Raw genomic sequence first — 18,716 nt, 5'->3', positions numbered from 1 at the left:
TATGACGACACGGGATACCTCGACGCCTACGGTTGCAGACATGGGTGAAAAATCTGGGTTGCTCCGGCACGGCCGACGACGAATCGTTCGGCTCAGTCGCGCGGCGGCGCACAGTGTGTCGGATATTCCCGCGTTGCAGGATCCGGCTATTCATGCGTATCTGTCGCGATCGACCAACGTGTTCTTCCTGGCTGTGGCGCTTATCATGTGGTCCGTCGCCTGGCCGACGCTGCCGGTGACCCACGATGTGTTCGCCTACCTACTTCCGGTGCTCTCAGGTTGTGCGGTTCTTCCGGTGGCCCTCGCCTGGGCGAGTCCCACAATCGGGTGGGGGGTCTCGGTTGTCACGGCCGTGGTGATGACACTGTTCGTACCGACAGCCAACGGCTGGCCGTGGTCGATCCAGGTCACGCATATCATCGCCTTGCTGGTGCTTACCGCGATGACTTGTCTGCGCGGTCCGATCAGGCAGATTCCGCTGGTGGCAGCATGCACGATGGTCTTGCTGTGGTTTGCCGCGCCCGCTGATCAACGTGGCGGTTGGATCTTTGCGATCGGGTTCATCGCGGTCGTTTCCGCATTGCTGCGGTACCTGTTCCAGTCCCGGCGGCTGCTCGCCGAACGTACTGAAGAAACTGAGTTGGCGCAATCACAGCAGGCAGTACTTCGTGAGCGGGCCCGAATTGCCCGGGATCTGCACGATGTTGTGGCACACCGGATGTCGACCGTTGTGGTGATGGCGCAAACCGCGCAATACCGACTCGCGGAGACATTGGGGCCGTTGACGATCGCCGAATTCGAGGCGATCGCCGTCGCGGCGCGTGAGTCGCTGGACGAAGTCCGTCAGTTGCTCGGCGTGCTGCGGTTGGACAACGGCGCGCTCGCCGCGCCGAATCCCGGTATGGCAGAGATTGATTCGCTCATCTCGGCAACCCGTGGTGCTGGTGTCGCGGTCACTTTCACTGACACAACCGATCACGCACAAATCGGTGAGTCGTCCGCGTTGGTGATCTACCGGATCGTGCAGGAGTCGCTGGCGAATGCGACTCGGCACGCGCCGGGAGCGCATGTGATCGTCGCATTGGTCGGGGCGACGGATTCGACGGTATTGACCGTGGTGAACTCGGTCCGTATCGCCGAATCACTCGATGCCGGTGGTAGCGGAGTTGGGCTGCTCGGAATGGAAGAGCGTGCGAAGAGCGTTGGCGGACAGTTGAATACCGGACCGACGGCCGACGGCGGGTTCGCCGTACACGCGGTGATTCCGAATCGCCCGTCGGCAGTGCGGGAGTCGGTTGCCGCACAAGAGGAAAAAGCAGCGTCCGAACACTCGGCAGCAGAGGCCGGTGAACGGGTAGATCTATCCAAACCTGTTGACAGTGAACAAGTTTCACCAGAACTAGCGATCCCGGAGGACGATACTGTCCACGCCGACGGTACTGCTGCGGGATAGACTGCTGCGGTGTCGATAACGGTAGTCGTCGCAGACGACCAGGCGATGGTGCGCGCCGGCTTCTCCGCACTGCTCGCCGCTAGCCCGGATATCTCGGTACTCGGTGATGCCGACGACGGCGTCGCGGCAGTGGAAGTGGTAGGGCGGCTGAAACCGGATGTCGTGCTGATGGACGTACGCATGCCCCGCAAGGACGGTCTGTGGGCCGCCGAACAGATCATCGCGAGTGGGTCGCCGACGAAGGTGTTGATGCTGACTACCTTCGATATCGATGACTACGTATACGAGGCCCTGCGGATCGGAGCGTCGGGCTTCATGCTCAAAGACGCCCCCGCCGAGGAATTGACCCGCGCCGTGCGGGTCGTCGCAGGCGGGGATGCGTTGTTGGCGCCGTCGATCACTAAGCGTCTGATAGCGGAACTGACCGCCACTCGACGTCGGCCGGCACGCAGTCGCGCCGCCGACACTCTGACGCCTCGCGAGCGAGAGGTGCTCGATCTGGTGGCAGACGGAAAGTCGAACGGAGAGATCGCGGGCGAACTATTCGTATCGGAGCAGACGGTGAAGACTCATGTGTCGAGCGTGTTGGGGAAGCTGAGTCTGCGTGACCGCGCACAAGCCGTGGTCTTCGCCTATGAGAATGGGCTCAAGTAGGCGATCGGGGTGCTGGCAGAGCGCCAAATTCCGGGGCGCCGCTCGCTTGTCCGATCACTGGGCACCGCACCAGACAGCGCGCGGCGTCGTCGTGCGCACACTACATTTGAGGCGGTGTCTGTTGAATCCTCGCGACTCGAAAGGTGACACATGGCCAAGCGGCTCGGCATCCTTACCTCCGGCGGCGACTGCCCGGGGCTAAACGCGGTTATCCGCGGTGCGGTACTCAAAGGTGAGACCGTGTACGGGCAGGAGTTCGTCGGATTTCTGGACGGGTGGAAGGGGCTCATCGAAGGCAACGCCATTGCGCTCGACCGTCGCTCGGTGCGCGGCCTATCGAGTCAGGGCGGCACCATCATCAGGACCAGTCGCGTCGGGCCATACCGCGAGCCCGACGGCGGGGCAGAGAATATCAAGAAGCGGATGAAGCAGTTGGGTATCGACGGCATCATCGCCATCGGCGGCGAAGGTACCGCGAGTGCTTCGAAACGACTGTTCGAAGACGGCGTGAATATCGTCGGCGTGCCCAAGACGATCGACAATGATCTTGCCGCCACCGACTACACCTTCGGATTCTCCACCGCCGTCGAAATTGCTACCGAGGCTATCGACCGTCTGCGCACTACCGGTAATTCGCATAGGCGTTGCATGGTGCTTGAGGTAATGGGCCGGCATGCCGGCTGGATCGCCCTGTTCTCCGGCATCGCCGGCGGTGCGCACGCGATCTTGATCCCCGAGCAGCCCGAGACCATCGACCAGATCTCCGAATGGGTCCGCAGCGTGGTCCATCGTGGCCGCGCGCCGATGGTCGTGGTGGCCGAAGGCTTCAAATTCCCGGATATGGACGAGGCCCACTCCACCAAGGGGCTCGACGGGTTCAACCGACCGCGGCTCGGCGGTATCGGCGAGGTGCTGGCTCCGCTGATCGAGGAACATACCGGAATCGAAACGCGCTCAACGGTTTTGGGGCACATTCAGCGCGGTGGTGCGCCGTCGGCTTTCGATCGGGTGCTGGCCACTCGACTCGGGATGGCTGTTACTGATCTCGTTGCCGACGGTGGCTGGGGCCAGATGGTCGCCTTACACGGAACGAATATCGCACGGGTCGACTTCGCCGAAGCCCTCGCGGATCTGAAAACGGTGCCGGCCGAGAGTTATGCCGACTATCGACAGTTGTTCGGCTAGTTGTTCTGCCGGGTTCTCGACATCCGGGTCACCAAAACGATCCGCCGACGAAACGCGGGCGACGTCCACGCCCGGCTTCGTCGGCGGATCTGGGGTGGCCGACGTCAGGCCGGCGGGAATGTAGTCGGAGTTTCCTTGCCGAAGTCGACGGAAGAGGTGTCACCGGCCCCAATCGTCGCGATCGGTGTCACCGGTTCCTGCGGAATGATGATCCACAACGCCAGGTAGACGAGGAGCTGAGGTCCGGGCAGCAGGATCGAGACCACGAAGGCGATGCGGACAAGCGTTGCGTCCCAACCGAAGTACTTCGCAAGTCCGGCGCATACGCCGCCGAGCCAGTTGTCATTGCGCGAGCGGTACAGCTTGCGCGGGGCATCGACGATCGACGGAGAGGTCGATGCCGGGCCCTGCGAGCCGGTGGGGAAGGCGTCAGCGGTCATGGTGTGCTCCTCGTTCGATTGTTCGCTGTTTGAATCCCACGGTATTGCCAATACGCGGCTTGACGCATCGGTGAAGTCACCCAACCGTGCCTGAGATTCGGCCAGCTCGCGCCGGGCTGACGGTAAGGGTGATGCCCGTCCCCGCGCCAGCGCCGCATAAACTGATCAGCATGACTGCGGCGACCACCGATTCACTGCTCGACTACGACGACGTCATCGCGTCTTACGACCCGGTGCTCGGTATGGAGGTACACGTCGAACTGGGTACGACGACGAAGATGTTCTGCGGCTGCCCCACGACATTCGGCGCCGAACCCAATACCCAGGTGTGCCCCGTCTGTATCGGCTTGCCCGGTTCGCTGCCGGTCGTCAACGCCAAGGCGATCGAGTCCGCCATCCGCATCGGATTGGCACTGAACTGCTCGATCCGGCCGTCGTCGCTGTTCGCGCGGAAGAACTACTTCTACCCTGATCAACCGAAGAACTACCAGATCAGTCAATACGACGACCCCATCGCCTATGACGGTTACCTCGATGTCGTGTTGCCCGACGGCACGCCGTGGCGGGTCGAAATCGAGCGCGCGCATATGGAGGAAGACACCGGAAAGTCGCTGCACATCGGTGGCACCGGTCGCATTCACGGCGCGAGCCATTCGCTCCTGGACTACAACCGCGCTGGAGTACCGCTCGTCGAGATCGTCACCCGCCCGATCGAAGGAACCGGCGAACGTGCACCCGAGGTGGCCCGCGCGTATGTGACCGCGCTGCGCGATCTGCTCAAAGCACTCGACGTCTCCGACGTCCGGATGGATCAGGGATCGTTGCGCTGCGATGCCAACGTGTCGCTGATGCCAAAGGGCGCAACGGAATTCGGCACCCGCACCGAGACCAAGAACGTCAACTCCCTCAAGAGTGTCGAGGTTGCGGTGCGGTACGAGATGCGCCGTCAGGCCGTTGTGCTGCGCGACGGCGGCGAAGTGATTCAGGAGACTCGGCATTTCGCCGAGGCTGACGGCACGACATCGGCCGGCCGGCGCAAAGAGACCGCCGAAGACTATCGATATTTCCCTGAGCCGGATCTGCCTCCGGTGCAACCGGATTCAGCATGGGTTGACGAATTGTCGAAAACCCTGCCGGAGTTGCCGTGGGTGCGCCGCGCCCGCATCCAGGCGGACTGGGGTGTCTCCGATGAAGTGATGCGCGACCTCGTCAACGTCGGCGCCATCGATCTCATCATCGAAACCACCGAGGCGGGGGCACCCGCCGAGGCCGCCCGCAGTTGGTGGGTGTCTTTCCTTGCGCAGCAGGCGAATACGCGGGAAACCGAGTTGGCCGACTTGCCCATCACCCCGGCGCAGGTCGCCAAGGTGATCGAGCTGGTCGCAGATGGCAAGCTCACCAACAAGCTGGCCCAGCAAGTCGTCGTCGGGGTGCTCGACGGTGAGGGTGAGCCCGAGCAGGTCGTAGCCGAGCGTGGACTCGAAGTGGTACGCGACGATTCGGCACTACAGAAGGCTGTCGATGAGGCGCTGGCCGCCAACCCCGACATCGCCGACAAGATCCGGTCCGGCAAGGTCGCCGCGGCCGGCAAGATCGTCGGCGACGTCATGAAAGCGACTCGGGGACAAGCTGATCCGGCGCGAGTGAAAGAACTCGTGCTGGCCAGCGTCGGCTCCTAGCTCGCGGCAGGAGTACGTGCGCGGCTAGCTAGTCGCGGCTGTCGGGCGGTGTTGCCGGTGCCATGAACTTCACGACGCGATCGTCGGTGCTGACCGCTTTGCCGTACTGCTTGTTGACCGTCGCGAATTGCAGGAGTCCGTTGGGCAGGCTGGTGATTCGTCCCAGCGCGCCGTACTGATTCCTCAATATCACCGTTGGCTTCTGCACCGACGGGTTCGCCGCCGACGGCTCCTTGAGTGCTTCGATGTGTTTCGTGCGGGTGGTGGTGACGAAGATCGCGTTGTTGGCGGTGGCGCAACCGGCGATCTGCGGCTTGTCCGGCCACGTCCACAACGGCTTGAGACCTGACTTGCTAACCGCCGACAGCCGATCTTCGGTTGCGGTTTGATCGGCGAGGTACAGATTCGACGTGGTGGCACTGGGACAGAGTGAGACATTCGATCCCAGCCCCGATGCGAGAACTTTGGGCCGAGCGTTCGAGCCCGACGTCAACGAGGTGATCGACAAGAGTTTGCCCGCGAGCGACCCCGGGTCGCGTGCGGCGGCGGCGTTGCCCGTGTTACCCGTCGCGACGATCAATTCGTTCGGCGAGTTGAAGAACATCGCGCCCATATTTCCGGTTGGCCCCTTAGGGATACCGACGAGAATCGGTTTGGCGACATCGCCCGGCGCCACTCGAACGACACGATTGTCAGACGGCGTCGTGATCAACGCGTAGATCAGTTGGTCCTGTCCGTAGGTCGGAGATTTTGCGAAGGCGATCAAACCGCCGTCACCGGAACCGTCGACGTCGAAACTCGCCACCACTTTGTGTTCGCTGTATCGCTTGGCCGTGATGATTTTTCCGGTGGTCCGCTCGGCTACGACGGTGGAATTGCCCTGAATATCGCCTGGAGCGAGATCGCCGGTGGACGCCAAACAGGTGGTGATGACGTTGGGATCAGGGTCGACGCATGGGCCGGGCGGCGGCGGCGATTCGGTTTCGACCTGAGGCGGCGGGGTGCTCGCGGGCGCAGGCACGAGTTTCGGCTCGGAGCTGAAAGTCCCGGCCCGCGACTGTTTGTCCTGCTCGGAAAAGTCTGTGCAGCCGGTGGCAACCAACAATGCGGCCACCACCACTGAGAACAGCGCGATCCGATAACCGCGCGAACGACTGCGTTTCATGGACACCACAGTAGGGGATCGGCGTCGAGACACTGTTCAAGGAGCCCATGCGGTAGATCCTCGCCGATCGGTTACTCGACGATCTCGGTGCAAGTGGCATCGAATTGTGATCCGGTGCGGGTGAGTGGCTACCGGCTTTTTCGTCAACTACCTCATAGAGTTGATCTACGTGAGCAAGCGAAACGAACGCACGGACTCGGACCCGGATGTGGCATCGAGTCCATATGACGAGCCGACGTCGGAGTTCAGCGTTCCGCCGGGTATGCGCCGCGTCGAGGATCTCGACGATATCGATCCAACTGAGTTGGCGACAACACCGTTAGTTGTTCCGAGTAAGAGCAAACTGGACCGGCGCCCGGCGGGTGCCGAGAAGACGATCGACGACGCCGACAGCCTTGACGCCGCGGATGACGATGTGGCCGCGCGCGAACCCACTACCCGAGTGACCAAACGAGCGCATCCACGCACGCCGACCCCGATCACCGAATTGGGCGGCGAGCCTCCGTTGCCGCTGACCAGGCCACTGGAGGAGGACGAAGAATTCGACGACGCGCTCACCCAGCCGGTCACCGTCGGCGACGTCGACACCGATCCCGACACAGTTGCATTCACTGCCGCGCCGGCGACGAATACGGCGAGCGAGGGGGTCAATGACGAGGTTGGCAATGATCACGTCGAAACCCGCCGGGGCACCCTCGACGCCGGGCTCCTCCTACTTCGGGTCGCGGTAGGACTCATCGCCATGGCACATGGCGTACAGAAGTTGCTTGGCTGGTGGAGCGGCCCGGGTTTGAACGGCTTTGAAGACTTCCTGCTCAACGCCGACAACCCGGCGATCGGGTTCGCGCCGCAGGCCGCACATACGCTTTCGATAGTCGGCCCCATCGTTGAAACCGGCGCGGGTGCCCTGCTCGTACTGGGGCTACTTACGCCGCTGGCCGCGTCCGGTCTGCTGGGCACGATGATCATTGCAGCGACCTATCGGGTGACGCTGCACGGCAGCTTCTCATTCTTCGCGATGGCCGACGGCGTCGAATACGAACTTCTGCTGGTCATCTGCGCCGCCGCCCTGATTCTCACCGGTCCCGGTCGGATTGCCCTCGATTCCCGCTGGGGCTGGTCAAAGCGGCCGATGTGGGGATCACTGGCGTTCCTGGTGATCGGTATCGCCGGAGCGATTACCGCGTGGATCGTATTCAACGGCGTCAACCCGGTGAAATAGTCCGGCCCCGCGAAAACACTCATCCCCAGCGCCAAAAGGCTGCTGGGGATGAGTGTTTTGCAGTGCGTTGGGCTAGTCGACGCTGCGAACCGCGCCCTTATCCGCCGATGTCGCCAGCTTGGCGTATGCGCGCAGCGCGGTGGTGACCTTACGGTCGCGGTCCCTCGGCTGCCACGGCCGCTCGGACGCTTCCATCTTCGCGCGGCGCTCGGCGAGCACGTCGTCGTCGACAAGGACCTTGAGCGCGCGAGTCTTGACGTCGATAAGGATCTCGTCGCCGTCCTCGATCAGGCCGATGACGCCGCCGGCAGCGGCCTCGGGGGAGATGTGGCCGACCGATAGGCCCGACGATCCGCCGGAGAACCGACCGTCGGTGATCAGGCCGCACTTCTTACCCATGCCGGTGCCTTTCATGAAGGCGGTGGGGTGCAGCATCTCCTGCATACCCGGTCCGCCCGACGGGCCCTCATAGCGGACCACGAGAACCTCGCCGGCCTGGATGGTTTTCGACAGGATCACCTGAACGGCTTCTTCCTGCGACTCGACGACGCGCGCCGGCCCCTGGAAATGCCACAGGTCCTCGCTGATCCCGGCCGTCTTGAGCACCGCGCCGTCTTCGGCCAGGTTGCCGCGCAGCACGCACAACCCGCCTTCGACGGTGTACGCATGCTCGAAGTCGCGGATACAGCCTTCCGCGGCGTCGACGTCGAGGGAACTCCACCGATTGGCCGTCGAGAACGGCGTCGTCGTGCGGACGCCGCCGGGAGCGGCGTGGAACAACTCGGTCGCCGCGTCAATTGCCTTGCCGCCGCGGATATCCCAGTCGTCGAGGGCTTGCGCCATGGTCCCGCTGTGGACGGTGGTTGCCGTGTCGTCGATCAATCCGGCGCGACGCAGCTCACCGAGAATGGCCGGGATTCCGCCCGCCCGATGCACGTCCTCCATGTGGTAGTCGGAGTTCGGGGACACCTTGGAGAGGCACGGCACGTTGCGGCTGATGTTGTCGATCACCGATAGGTCGAAGTCGGCGACTTCGCCTTCCTGTGCCGCGGCGAGGACGTGCAGCACCGTGTTGGTTGACCCGCCCATCGCGACGTCAAGTGCCATCGCATTTCGAAATGCGGTGGGGGAAGCCACACTTCGCGGCAGCACTGAGGCATCGTCATCGCGGTACCACCGCTTGGCGGCTTCGACCACGACGGTCCCTGCCCGCTCGAACAATGCGTGCCGCGCCTCGTGCGTCGCCAGCGTCGAACCGTTTCCAGGCAGTGCAAGGCCGAGCGCCTCGGTGAGGCAGTTCATCGAATTCGCGGTGAACATACCCGAACACGATCCGCAGGTCGGACAAGCCGCCTGCTCGACCTCGCTCAGACCGGCTTCGTCAATGGCGTCATTCGCCGATGCCGAGATCGCGGTGATCAGGTCGGTGGGAGCCTGTGCGACCCCGTCGACGACAACCGCCTTGCCGGCTTCCATCGGCCCGCCCGAGACGAACACCGTCGGGACATTCAGCCGCATCGCGGCATTGAGCATGCCCGGAGTGATCTTGTCGCAGTTGGAGATACACACCAGAGCGTCGGCGGTGTGAGCGTTGACCATGTACTCGACGGAGTCGGCGATGATCTCGCGGCTGGGCAGCGAGTAGAGCATGCCACCGTGCCCCATCGCGATGCCGTCATCGACTGCGATGGTGTGAAACTCGCGCGGCACACCGCCGGCGGCGCGCACGGCACCGGCGACAATCTCGCCAACATCCTTGAGGTGTACGTGACCAGGGACGAACTGGGTGTAGGAGTTCGCGATGGCGACGATCGGCTTGCCGAAATCGTCGTCGGTCATGCCGGTGGCGCGCCACAACGCGCGTGCACCGGCTGCTTCACGTCCAACGGTGGTGGTCCGTGACCTCAAGGTAGGCATTGGATTCCTCGTCATAGATATTCGTTACCCGCGAGCTGTGCGGGTCTACCGGGTTCCCGCACGGGTGATCGGGGTCAACGCGGCGGCGGGATGGAAAATTCCACCGGGGCTGTCCGCTGGCATCGATGACCCGAGCGGGATAGTGCCAGGCTACTCCGCGGGTTTCGTGCTGGTCACCTAGATACTCAGGCCAGATCGTCGACGCCATCGTATGGATCTGGTACTCGACCGCCGCTGGCCAGCGATAGCACTGGAAGGTCGACGAAGCCGACTGCCGGCAGTTTTACGAAAGACTTGTCGGTTCGTACCGCCCGGACCGGTCCCCATTTGGGGAACTGCAGGCCATCGAGCTCTGCCCAGGTCACATCGGTGGTACGAAAGGTCGACACCGCGCGTAGGCCGTCCTCGGTCACGACTGTGCGCAGCCGATGAATCCAGAACGCGAGCACCACCGGGATTACCAGGACCCAGCCGAAGATGGCGAGGTTGACTCCGGCGAAGATCACCGCGACCAACGCAGCCATCAGTACCGCGAGGTAGGCGATGCCGGAGATGCGGATCGTCACGGGCAGTTCGACGGTTGCGGTGGTTTCTGTCTTCGACACGTTCCCATTGTCGCACTGTCCCGGTAGTGGTAGGAACTCGCGTCGACATCGAAACGGCTCTTACCTGCGTCGTCGATGCGGCGACTGTCACCGAAACGGTGAGGGAGATCGTCGTCACGCCCGCAATTTCCCACTATTTGGGATTCGAGTGCCAGCAGTTTGACTCAGCAACCTGGATCGACCTAACGTAAACCCCGTGATGCATGAAGGACTCCTCGTAGTAATCGGCCGGCGCGTCGCCGTCTGACCGGTCACTTCGTAGACCTCCAGCATCGACGCGCCACCCTCGCACAGCTTCGCTGTCGGGGGTTTTTTCTTGTCCAGCAACTAGATGGGACACCGCAGTGAGCGCACCAACCGTCGGAAACGACAATGCGACACAGACAACCGCAGCATCGGCTGCCGGAACGAGCACGGCAGCGGGTCAGCCCGCCACCACCGTTCGTCCGGTTGGCACGATCGGCCAGCAGACCGTAGCGCCTGAGCGTGTAAGCGGCGCGAAGTCGGTCGTGCGGTCACTCGAGGAACTTGGTGTCGACGTCGTGTTCGGTATTCCCGGCGGTGCGGTGCTCCCGGTCTACGACCCGCTTCTCGATTCGCAGCGCGTTCGCCATGTGCTGGTCCGGCACGAGCAGGGCGCGGGCCACGCCGCAACCGGATACGCACAGGTCGCAGGACGTGCGGGTGTGTGCATGGCGACGTCGGGTCCCGGTGCAACCAATCTGGTGACCCCACTGGCCGACGCGCAGATGGACTCGGTGCCGGTGGTCGCGATCACCGGACAGGTCGGGCGCAGCCTGATCGGCACCGACGCGTTTCAGGAGGCTGACATCTCCGGCATCACGATGCCGGTGACCAAGCACAACTTCTTGGTCGCCAATCCAATCGATATCCCTCGGGTGATCGCCGAGGCCTTCTACATCGCCGAAAGTGGTCGGCCCGGCGCGGTGCTGGTCGACATCCCCAAGGACGTCCTACAGGCACAGACCACCTTCTCTTGGCCGCCGCAGCTCGATCTGCCCGGCTACCGGCCGGTCACCAAGCCGCACGGTAAGCAGGTGCGCGAAGCGGTGCGACTGATCAACGCGGCAAAGGCGCCGGTGCTCTACGTCGGCGGCGGCGTGATCAAAGCCGAGGCATCGGCCGAGTTGCTGCAACTGGCCGAACTGACTGGCATCCCCGTGGTCACCACGCTGATGGCACGTGGCGCGTTTCCCGACAGTCACAACTTGCACATGGGCATGCCGGGCATGCATGGAGCGGTGGGAGCCGTTGCGGCACTTCAGCGTTCGGATCTGCTCATCACCCTCGGCGCCCGCTTCGACGATCGCGTCACCGGTCAGCTGTCGTCATTCGCGCCGAACGCCAAGGTCATCCACGCCGACATCGACCCCGCCGAGATCGGCAAGAACCGCGTGGTCGACGTGCCCATCGTCGGCGACTGCAAGGCAGTGATCGCCGACCTCCTCGAGTCGCTGCGCAGCGACCGGGCGACCGGCAGCACCGGTCAGGATCTCACCGAGTGGTGGTCGTACCTCGACGGTATCCGCAAGACTTATCCGCTGAGCTACGACGCCCAGTCGGACGGCTCACTGTCGCCCGAATACGTCATCGAAGAGCTGGGTAAAGCAGCCGGTCCCGACGCCGTGTACTGCGCAGGCGTCGGCCAGCATCAGATGTGGGCCGCGCAATTCGTCAAATACGAGAAGCCGCGTACTTGGCTGAACTCGGGCGGCCTGGGCACCATGGGCTATTCGGTGCCGGCCGCGATGGGCGCCAAGATGGCTTCCCCCGACACCGAGGTGTGGGCAATCGACGGCGACGGCTGTTTCCAGATGACCAATCAGGAACTGGCCACCTGCGCGATCGAAGGTATTCCGATCAAGGTCGCATTGATCAACAACGGCAACCTCGGCATGGTCCGGCAGTGGCAGACGCTGTTCTACGACCAGCGGTACTCCAGCACGGATCTGGCAACACATTCTCGGATGATCCCGGACTTCGTGAAATTATCCGAGGCGTTGGGCTGTGCGTCCTTCCGCGTCGAGCGTCCCGAGGACGTCGCATCGACGATCGCTGCCGCCCGCGAGATCAACGATCGTCCCGTCGTCATCGACTTCATCGTCGGCGCCGACGCCCAGGTGTGGCCAATGGTCGCTGCGGGCACCGGCAATGACGAAATCATGGCGGCACGTGACATCCGGCCCCTTTTCGACGAGGACGAGAGCGCCGACGAGCCAGCTGTCATCCACGAGGCCATGGGCCAGGTCAACCCGGCCACCGCTGCAGAGGAGAAAGACCAGTGACCACTCACACCCTGTCCGTGCTGGTGGAGGACCGGCCGGGTGTTCTCGCCCGTGTGTCGAGCCTCTTCTCCCGACGCGGCTTCAATATTTCTTCGCTCGCGGTGGGACCCACCGAGCTCAAGGGGCTGTCACGGATGACCATCATGGTCACGGTCGACGACTTCCCGCTGGAACAGGTGACCAAACAGCTCAACAAGCTGATCAATGTCATCAAGATCGTCGAGCAGGATCCGACCAACTCGGTTTCCCGCGAACTGATGATGATCAAAGTGCGTGCCGACGCGTCGGTGCGCAGCGAAGTTATCGAGGTCGTTAATCTATTCCGGGCGAAGGTCATCGACGTAAGCACGGAATCGGTGACCGTCGAAGCCACCGGAACCACCGAGAAGCTTGAGGCACTGCTCAAGATGCTCGACCCCTACGGCATTCGGGAGATCGCGCAATCGGGCGCGGTGACGCTGGGTCGCGGCCCGCGAAGCATTTCATCGAATCGGTAGCAATTCTTCGAACCGGTAAGTGCGCCAAGCGAACTAGCCGGTCCGCGGACAACTTAATCGAGATATTCACATCTGAAGGGATTTCAACGTGGCAGTCGAACTGTTCTACGACGACGACGCCGATCTGTCGATCATCCAGGGCCGCAAGGTCGCTGTGATCGGCTACGGCAGCCAGGGACACGCGCATTCGCTTTCGCTGCGCGACTCGGGCGTCGATGTTGTGCTCGGCCTACGTGAGGGCAGCGCCTCGCGGGAGAAGGCAGAAGAGCAGGGCCTCAAGGTGCTGACCAGCGCCGAGGCAGCCGCCTGGGCCGACGTCATCATGGTCCTGGCCCCCGACACCAGCCAGGCGTCGATCTTCACCAACGACATCGAGCCGAATCTGAAGGACGGCGACGCGCTGTTCTTCGGCCACGGACTCAACATCCATTTCGACCTGATCAAGCCGCCGGCGAATGTCACCGTCGCGATGGTCGCGCCGAAGGGCCCGGGCCACTTGGTTCGTCGCCAGTTCGTCGACGGCAAGGGTGTGCCCTGTCTGATCGCCATCGATCAGGATCCGAAGGGTGAGGGGCAGGCTCTCGCACTGAGCTACGCCAGCGCCATCGGCGGCGGTCGTGCGGGCATCATCAAGACCACCTTCAAGGAAGAGACCGAGACTGACCTCTTCGGCGAGCAGGCCGTGCTGTGTGGCGGCACCGAAGAACTGGTCAAGACTGGTTTTGAGGTTATGGTCGAGGCCGGTTACGCACCGGAGATGGCCTACTTCGAGGTGCTGCACGAGCTCAAGCTCATCGTCGACCTGATGTACGAAGGCGGCATTGCCCGGATGAACTACTCGGTCTCTGACACCGCCGAGTACGGTGGCTACGTTTCGGGCCCGCGGGTCATCGATGCCGACACCAAGGAGCGCATGAAGGCGATCCTGACCGACATTCAGGACGGCACTTTCGTCAAGCGTTTGGTTGCCAACGTCGAGGGCGGTAACAAGGAGCTCGAGGGTCTTCGTAAGGCCAACGCCGAGCACCCGATTGAGGTCACCGGCAAGAAGCTGCGCGACCTGATGAGCTGGGTCGATCGGCCGATCACCGAAACCGCTTAAGTTTCAACAGTTTTCACGAGGCGCCGCCGGGTTCTCCGGCGGCGCCTTTGTGTTGTTGTCGGCGGGATAGCGGCTCGGGGCTGGAGTCTGCGTTGTGGTTCGTCGTGAGGTGAATGCGCCCTCGCCGACGCCGAGACTGCAGGTTTCAGCCACCGTCATGCCGTGTCGTCGGCGATGATTACACGGACCAGATGCGGGGTGTAGCCCCGAGGTATACGTGAGGAGTGCAAATGGATGTCACGATGGCGGTGCTGTTGGTGATCGTCGGCCTGATTAATGCTGTCCCCGGGCTTGTCGCCGTAGTACCGGGCGCCGTTAGTCGCGCGTACGGCGTCGACGTGGCTGACCACAACGTCGAGATGCTGCTCCGACATCGGGCGGTGCTGCTGCTCATAGTGGGCGTGGCGTTGATTGTCGGGGCCTTTGTCGAGTCATTGCGCGTGCCCGCGATGGTCGGGGGAGCAGTGTCGATGCTGAGTTATCTATTGGTACTTGTCGGGGGCGCCAATCAGCAGTTGCGGCGCGTCGCATATATCGACGTCGTGGCAATTGTTCTACTCGGTGTTGCGGCGGGAATCCACTTCGCGTCGTAATCCGTTCGTCCTCCAAATCCGGATATCAGTATGTGGCCGAGGCAAGCTGCCCAGGTCTGCCGCTATAGTCCAGAATTTCTAGCTGACCCCGCCTCAACCTCAAACAGCAACGCGCCCCGGACAATTCGTCCGGGGCGCGTCGAAAACTGCTGTGCGACTGCCGATTTACACCGGAGTGAAACCGCCGTATGCCGGGATCCCGCGGACGCGAGCCAACACTGGCGCGATGTTGGTGCCGGTCTCGGGTCCGATGCAGGACGTGAAGTAGTAGGCGTTGACCATGCCGATCAGGCGATCGCCGACGACTACGGGACTACCGGAGTCACCTTCGATGACGCAGATCTGGCTGTAGTGGGCGGTGCCCTCGGAGAACCAGACGACCCCACAGGTGTTGCCGGTGGTGCGGCCTTCCTTGCAGGCGATGGTGGGGAACTGCGCTGCGCGGGGGTCGATCTTGCGGATCGTCACGCCGCGCACTTTACGCAGCGGCACGACCTTCGCCGGATTCAGCTCGATGATGGCCATGTCGAGATCGCTGGCCGAATAGGTGATGGTGCCGATCTGCCCGCGGTTCTGGAACGTCTCGGAGAACACGCGCTGGCCAGGCTTACCGCAGTGGCCCGCGGTGATGCCGATCAACTTGCCGGTCTTGGAGCGGCCAACGGTAGTCATCGTGCACGCACTGGCAGTATTGCCGCCCTTGAGGACCAAGATTCCCGAACCACCGCCGACAAACGCCTTCGCGGGTGCGGCCGTTGCAGCGCCAGCGCCCCAACCGGCCAACAGGGTTGCAGCCAGAATGGCCAACAGCGCAGACAGCTTCCTATTCATTCAATCTCCAAGTCATCATCAAGTAGCGGCCAACACAAACACCGTCACGGTACCGGCCAAGTCTGAAGGTTTTGGGCTGCGGAATCCAGTCGGCCCCCAGCCGCAACCATTCTGTGATCTGAGTAATGCGCGTCACAATCTACCCGGAGTAGTGGCCTGCGCCCAATTGGGGTGTATTGCCATCGGAATATCAGCAGGTAGCCGCCTGCAGGCAGCCCGAACCATGCCATCTAGACTGTTCGCGGCAGCAGATTTCGCGCCGCTCGCCTATGTCGCGACCAGCACTGCTGTGTACCTTGCCGACACCGAATGCGGGAGTTAAATCGTGACCTCAGCTGGCCGTCCAGTTGTCCTGATCGCCGACAAATTGGCACCTTCGACCGTCGATGCCCTGGGCAGCGACGTCGAGGTGCGGTGGGTGGACGGTCCCGACCGCCCCAAACTTCTGGAAGCCGTAGTCGACGCCGACGCCATCTTGGTGCGCTCGGCCACCACCGTCGACGCCGAGGTGCTCGCAGCGGGCTCCAAGTTGAAGATCATCGCTCGCGCGGGCGTTGGCCTGGACAATGTCGACGTCCCCGCAGCCACCGAGCGCGGCGTCATGGTGGTCAACGCTCCGACGTCGAATATCCACACCGCAGCCGAGCATGCCGTCGCCCTGCTGCTGTCGGCGTCGCGCCAGATCCCGGCCGCCGACGCCACCCTCCGCGAGCACACCTGGAAGCGATCGTCGTTCAACGGCGTTGAGATCTTCGATAAGACCGTCGGCGTCGTCGGACTGGGCCGCATCGGCCAGCTCGTGGCCGCGCGGTTGGCAGCCTTCGAGACCAAGATCATCGCTTACGATCCCTACGTGTCGGCGGCCCGCGCCGCTCAGTTGGGCATTGAACTGGTCACGCTCGACGAACTGCTGGAGCGAGCTGACTTCATCACCGTTCACCTCCCTAAAACGCCGGAGACCCTTGGCCTCATCGGCGCGGAGCAGTTGGCGCGCACCAAGAAGGGTGTTGTCCTCGTCAACGCCGCACGTGGTGGCCTGATCGATGAGCAAGCGCTCGCCGACGCCATCAAGTCCGGTCAGGTACGCGGCGCTGGCCTCGACGTATTCTCCACTGAGCCGTGCACCGATTCGCCATTGTTCGAACTACCCGAGGTTGTCGTGACGCCGCATCTCGGTGCATCGACGAGTGAGGCACAGGACCGCGCAGGCACCGACGTCGCCAAGAGCGTGCGCCTTGCCCTGGCCGGCCATTTCGTCCCCGATGCCGTGAATATCACCGGCGGTGCGGTCGACGACGAGGTCGCGCCGTGGCTGGAAGTCGCCCGCAAGCTCGGTGTGCTGATCGGAGTGATCAGCCCTGAGGTACCCGCATCGATCGTCGTCGACGTCCGCGGTGAACTCGCCTCCAGCAGTGTTGAGGTACTTGGCCTTTCGGCGCTGCGCGGTCTGTTCTCGGCTGTGCTCGATGACCCGATCACGTTCGTCAACGCACCGGCAGTTGCCGCCGAGCGCGGTGTGACCAGCGAGGTCACCACGGCAACCGAGAGCCCCAATCACCGCAGCGTTGTCGACGTCAAGGCCGTGCTGGCCGACGGCACCGTGCACAACGTATCCGGCACGGTCAGCGGGCCCCGTCAGGTGGAGAAGGTCGTCAACATCAACGGCCGCAACTTCGACCTGCGCGCCGAGGGGCAGAACCTCATCGTCAGCTACAACGATCAGCCCGGTTCGCTCGGCAAGATCGGCACCCTGCTCGGTGACGCCGGCGTCGACATCCTCGCGGCCGGACTGTCCCAGGACGCTGAGGGAGACGGTGCGACTGTGCTGCTTCGCGTCAACAAGGTGATCGACGACGCCCTCATCGCTTCGGTCAGTGACGCTGTGTCGGCCACCCTGATCGCTCAGGTGGATCTGTCGTGACCGGGTCCCCGCTGAAGCTGGCGGTCATCGCCGGTGACGGTATCGGTCCCGAGGTCGTCGACGAGGCATTGGCTGTGCTGCGTGCGGTGGTGCCGAATGTAGAGACCACCGAATACGATCTCGGCGCTCGACGTTACTTGCGCAACGGTGAACTGCTGACCGACGCCGATCTCGATTCGCTTCGCGAGCACGACGCAATCCTGTTGGGCGCCATCGGTGATCCGCGGTCGGTGCCGTCGGGAGTCCTCGAACGCGGGCTACTGCTGAAGATGCGTTTCGCGCTCGACCACCACGTGAACCTGCGGCCGTCCAAGCGGTACGACGGAGTCGTGTCGCCACTCGCGGGGAACCCGGACATCGATTTCGTTGTGGTTCGTGAGGGGACCGAAGGGCCGTACACCGGCAATGGTGGTGCGCTGCGCGTCGGCACACCGCACGAAGTGGCCACCGAGGTGAGCGTCAATACCCGATTCGGGGTGGAACGCGTGGTGCGCAACGCTTTTGAGCGGGCCCAGGCTCGCGGTAAGAAGCTGACTCTGGTGCACAAGACCAATGTGCTGGCCTTCGCCGGATCCTTGTGGCAGCGTGCTGTTGACGAGATCGGCGTCGAATTCCCCGATGTCACAACCGATTACTGCCATGTGGATGCGGCGACCATATATCTGGTCACCGACCCGGGCCGGTTCGATGTGATCGTCACCGACAACCTCTTCGGCGACATCATCACCGACATCGCGGCTGCTGTCGGCGGCGGCATCGGACTGGCAGCGTCGGGCAATATCGACGCGACCGGTACCAATCCGTCGATGTTCGAGCCGGTTCACGGCTCAGCCCCCGACATCGCGGGTCAGAACAAAGCCGATCCGACCGCGGCCATCCTGTCGGTCGCAATGCTGTTGCGGCACTTGGGTAATGAGGCCGAGGCCGCGAAGGTCGAAGCCGCGGTGACCGCGGATCTTGCCGAGCGAGGCGAGGCCGCGCGTTCGACGACCGAGGTCGGAGCGAGTATCCGCGGACGGCTGTAGGTCAGCGTCGGTCGTTGGAGTCGCGGGGTCTCGATACACCCGCCTCGTCGGGCACTCGACCAGCGGTTTGTGTTCGGCCTGAGTTGTGGGTGGTCGAGTGTCGTCGTGCGAGCTTGCGAAC

At 63.2% G+C, this 18,716-nt stretch carries 17 protein-coding genes; 12 read left to right on the top strand and 5 right to left on the bottom strand.

All coding sequences use genetic code 11. The annotated features are described in order from the left end of the window. The first annotated feature begins 40 nt into the window (after nt 1–40). From AAFP29_RS19950 to AAFP29_RS19940, 3 genes are all read left to right on the top strand, one after another. Nucleotides 41–1,453, top strand: a complete 1,413-nt coding sequence (locus AAFP29_RS19950) for a sensor histidine kinase (protein ID WP_419219140.1) — start codon at nt 41–43, stop codon at nt 1,451–1,453. A 9-nt stretch (nt 1,454–1,462) separates the two neighbouring features. After that, nucleotides 1,463–2,107: a response regulator gene (locus AAFP29_RS19945; protein ID WP_419219139.1), complete on the top strand. Its 645-nt coding sequence runs from the start codon at nt 1,463–1,465 to the stop codon at nt 2,105–2,107. A 150-nt stretch (nt 2,108–2,257) separates the two neighbouring features. Further along, on the top strand, nt 2,258–3,292 hold the full coding sequence (locus tag AAFP29_RS19940; protein ID WP_419219138.1) for an ATP-dependent 6-phosphofructokinase: 1,035 nt from the start codon (nt 2,258–2,260) through the stop codon (nt 3,290–3,292). Nucleotides 3,293–3,396: 104 nt separating this feature from the next. On the opposite strand, the gene AAFP29_RS19935 is transcribed toward AAFP29_RS19940, so the two are convergent. Continuing rightward, entirely contained in the window at nt 3,397–3,732 is a 336-nt protein-coding gene (locus AAFP29_RS19935) for a PspC domain-containing protein (protein ID WP_419219137.1), read from the bottom strand. Nucleotides 3,733–3,902: 170 nt separating this feature from the next. On the opposite strand from AAFP29_RS19935, the gene gatB reads away from it, so the two are divergent. Further along, nucleotides 3,903–5,411, top strand: a complete 1,509-nt coding sequence (gatB, locus tag AAFP29_RS19930) for an Asp-tRNA(Asn)/Glu-tRNA(Gln) amidotransferase subunit GatB (protein WP_419219136.1) — start codon at nt 3,903–3,905, stop codon at nt 5,409–5,411. Between the two features lie 28 nt (nt 5,412–5,439). On the opposite strand, the gene AAFP29_RS19925 is transcribed toward gatB, so the two are convergent. Further along, nucleotides 5,440–6,576: a PQQ-dependent sugar dehydrogenase gene (locus AAFP29_RS19925; RefSeq protein ID WP_419219135.1), complete on the bottom strand. Its 1,137-nt coding sequence runs from the start codon at nt 6,574–6,576 to the stop codon at nt 5,440–5,442. Between the two features lie 169 nt (nt 6,577–6,745). Between AAFP29_RS19925 and AAFP29_RS19920 the strand changes: the two genes are divergently transcribed. Next, a complete protein-coding gene (locus tag AAFP29_RS19920; RefSeq protein ID WP_419219134.1) occupies nt 6,746–7,798 on the top strand; it encodes a DoxX family protein in 1,053 nt (350 codons plus the stop codon). Nucleotides 7,799–7,870: 72 nt separating this feature from the next. Here AAFP29_RS19920 and ilvD read toward each other — a convergent pair whose 3' ends face one another. Continuing rightward, nucleotides 7,871–9,715: a dihydroxy-acid dehydratase gene (ilvD, locus tag AAFP29_RS19915; protein ID WP_419219133.1), complete on the bottom strand. Its 1,845-nt coding sequence runs from the start codon at nt 9,713–9,715 to the stop codon at nt 7,871–7,873. Between ilvD and AAFP29_RS19910 the strand changes: the two genes are divergently transcribed. Beyond that, complete coding sequence (locus AAFP29_RS19910) at nt 9,600–9,896, top strand: hypothetical protein (protein WP_419219426.1); 297 nt, start codon at nt 9,600–9,602, stop codon at nt 9,894–9,896. The genes ilvD and AAFP29_RS19910 overlap by 116 nt on opposite strands. A gap of 4 nt (nt 9,897–9,900) precedes the next feature. Here AAFP29_RS19910 and AAFP29_RS19905 read toward each other — a convergent pair whose 3' ends face one another. After that, nucleotides 9,901–10,320 carry a PH domain-containing protein gene (locus tag AAFP29_RS19905; RefSeq protein ID WP_419219132.1) on the bottom strand — a complete coding sequence of 140 codons (420 nt, stop codon included), beginning with the start codon at nt 10,318–10,320 and terminating at the stop codon, nt 9,901–9,903. Nucleotides 10,321–10,778: 458 nt separating this feature from the next. Here AAFP29_RS19905 and AAFP29_RS19900 point away from each other — a divergent pair, with 458 nt between their 5' ends. The 4 genes from AAFP29_RS19900 (at nt 10,779) to AAFP29_RS19885 (ending at nt 14,818) form a co-directional block, all read left to right on the top strand. Further along, nucleotides 10,779–12,626, top strand: coding sequence for an acetolactate synthase large subunit (locus AAFP29_RS19900; protein ID WP_419219418.1), 1,848 nt, complete (start codon nt 10,779–10,781; stop codon nt 12,624–12,626). Beyond that, nucleotides 12,623–13,123: an acetolactate synthase small subunit gene (ilvN, locus tag AAFP29_RS19895; protein ID WP_419219131.1), complete on the top strand. Its 501-nt coding sequence runs from the start codon at nt 12,623–12,625 to the stop codon at nt 13,121–13,123. The genes AAFP29_RS19900 and ilvN overlap by 4 nt, the downstream gene beginning before the upstream one ends. An 88-nt stretch (nt 13,124–13,211) precedes the next feature. Beyond that, nucleotides 13,212–14,225, top strand: coding sequence for a ketol-acid reductoisomerase (ilvC, locus tag AAFP29_RS19890; protein WP_419219130.1), 1,014 nt, complete (start codon nt 13,212–13,214; stop codon nt 14,223–14,225). Between the two features lie 230 nt (nt 14,226–14,455). Beyond that, nucleotides 14,456–14,818: a hypothetical protein gene (locus AAFP29_RS19885; RefSeq protein WP_419219129.1), complete on the top strand. Its 363-nt coding sequence runs from the start codon at nt 14,456–14,458 to the stop codon at nt 14,816–14,818. 165 nt (nt 14,819–14,983) lie between these two features. On the opposite strand, the gene AAFP29_RS19880 is transcribed toward AAFP29_RS19885, so the two are convergent. After that, on the bottom strand, nt 14,984–15,649 hold the full coding sequence (locus AAFP29_RS19880) for a serine protease (RefSeq protein ID WP_419219128.1): 666 nt from the start codon (nt 15,647–15,649) through the stop codon (nt 14,984–14,986). Between the two features lie 325 nt (nt 15,650–15,974). On the opposite strand from AAFP29_RS19880, the gene serA reads away from it, so the two are divergent. Together serA and AAFP29_RS19870 are read left to right on the top strand one after the other, a co-directional pair. Continuing rightward, nucleotides 15,975–17,570 carry a phosphoglycerate dehydrogenase gene (gene serA, locus AAFP29_RS19875; RefSeq protein WP_419219127.1) on the top strand — a complete coding sequence of 532 codons (1,596 nt, stop codon included), beginning with the start codon at nt 15,975–15,977 and terminating at the stop codon, nt 17,568–17,570. Between the two features lie 11 nt (nt 17,571–17,581). Continuing rightward, nucleotides 17,582–18,595, top strand: a complete 1,014-nt coding sequence (locus AAFP29_RS19870) for a 3-isopropylmalate dehydrogenase (RefSeq protein ID WP_419219417.1) — start codon at nt 17,582–17,584, stop codon at nt 18,593–18,595. Nucleotides 18,596–18,716: the final 121 nt, after the last annotated feature.

The sequence above is a fragment of the Gordonia sp. CPCC 205333 genome (genome assembly GCF_048537885.1).
Classification (GTDB): domain Bacteria; phylum Actinomycetota; class Actinomycetes; order Mycobacteriales; family Mycobacteriaceae; genus Gordonia.
This window is presented reverse-complemented; position numbering and strand designations above follow the sequence as displayed.

Bases quoted from the DNA above. Each gene is read 5' to 3' on its own strand.
- AAFP29_RS19950 (WP_419219140.1), top strand. From the start codon at position 41: ATGGGTGAAAAATCTGGGTTGCTCCGGCACGGCCGACGACGAATCGTT.
- AAFP29_RS19940 (WP_419219138.1), top strand. From the start codon at position 2,258: ATGGCCAAGCGGCTCGGCATCCTTACCTCCGGCGGCGACTGCCCGGGG.
- AAFP29_RS19935 (WP_419219137.1), bottom strand. From the start codon at position 3,732: ATGACCGCTGACGCCTTCCCCACCGGCTCGCAGGGCCCGGCATCGACC.
- gatB (WP_419219136.1), top strand. From the start codon at position 3,903: ATGACTGCGGCGACCACCGATTCACTGCTCGACTACGACGACGTCATC.
- AAFP29_RS19925 (WP_419219135.1), bottom strand. From the start codon at position 6,576: ATGAAACGCAGTCGTTCGCGCGGTTATCGGATCGCGCTGTTCTCAGTG.
- AAFP29_RS19910 (WP_419219426.1), top strand. From the start codon at position 9,600: ATGGCGACGATCGGCTTGCCGAAATCGTCGTCGGTCATGCCGGTGGCG.
- ilvD (WP_419219133.1), bottom strand. From the start codon at position 9,715: ATGCCTACCTTGAGGTCACGGACCACCACCGTTGGACGTGAAGCAGCC.
- AAFP29_RS19885 (WP_419219129.1), top strand. From the start codon at position 14,456: ATGGATGTCACGATGGCGGTGCTGTTGGTGATCGTCGGCCTGATTAAT.
- AAFP29_RS19880 (WP_419219128.1), bottom strand. From the start codon at position 15,649: ATGAATAGGAAGCTGTCTGCGCTGTTGGCCATTCTGGCTGCAACCCTG.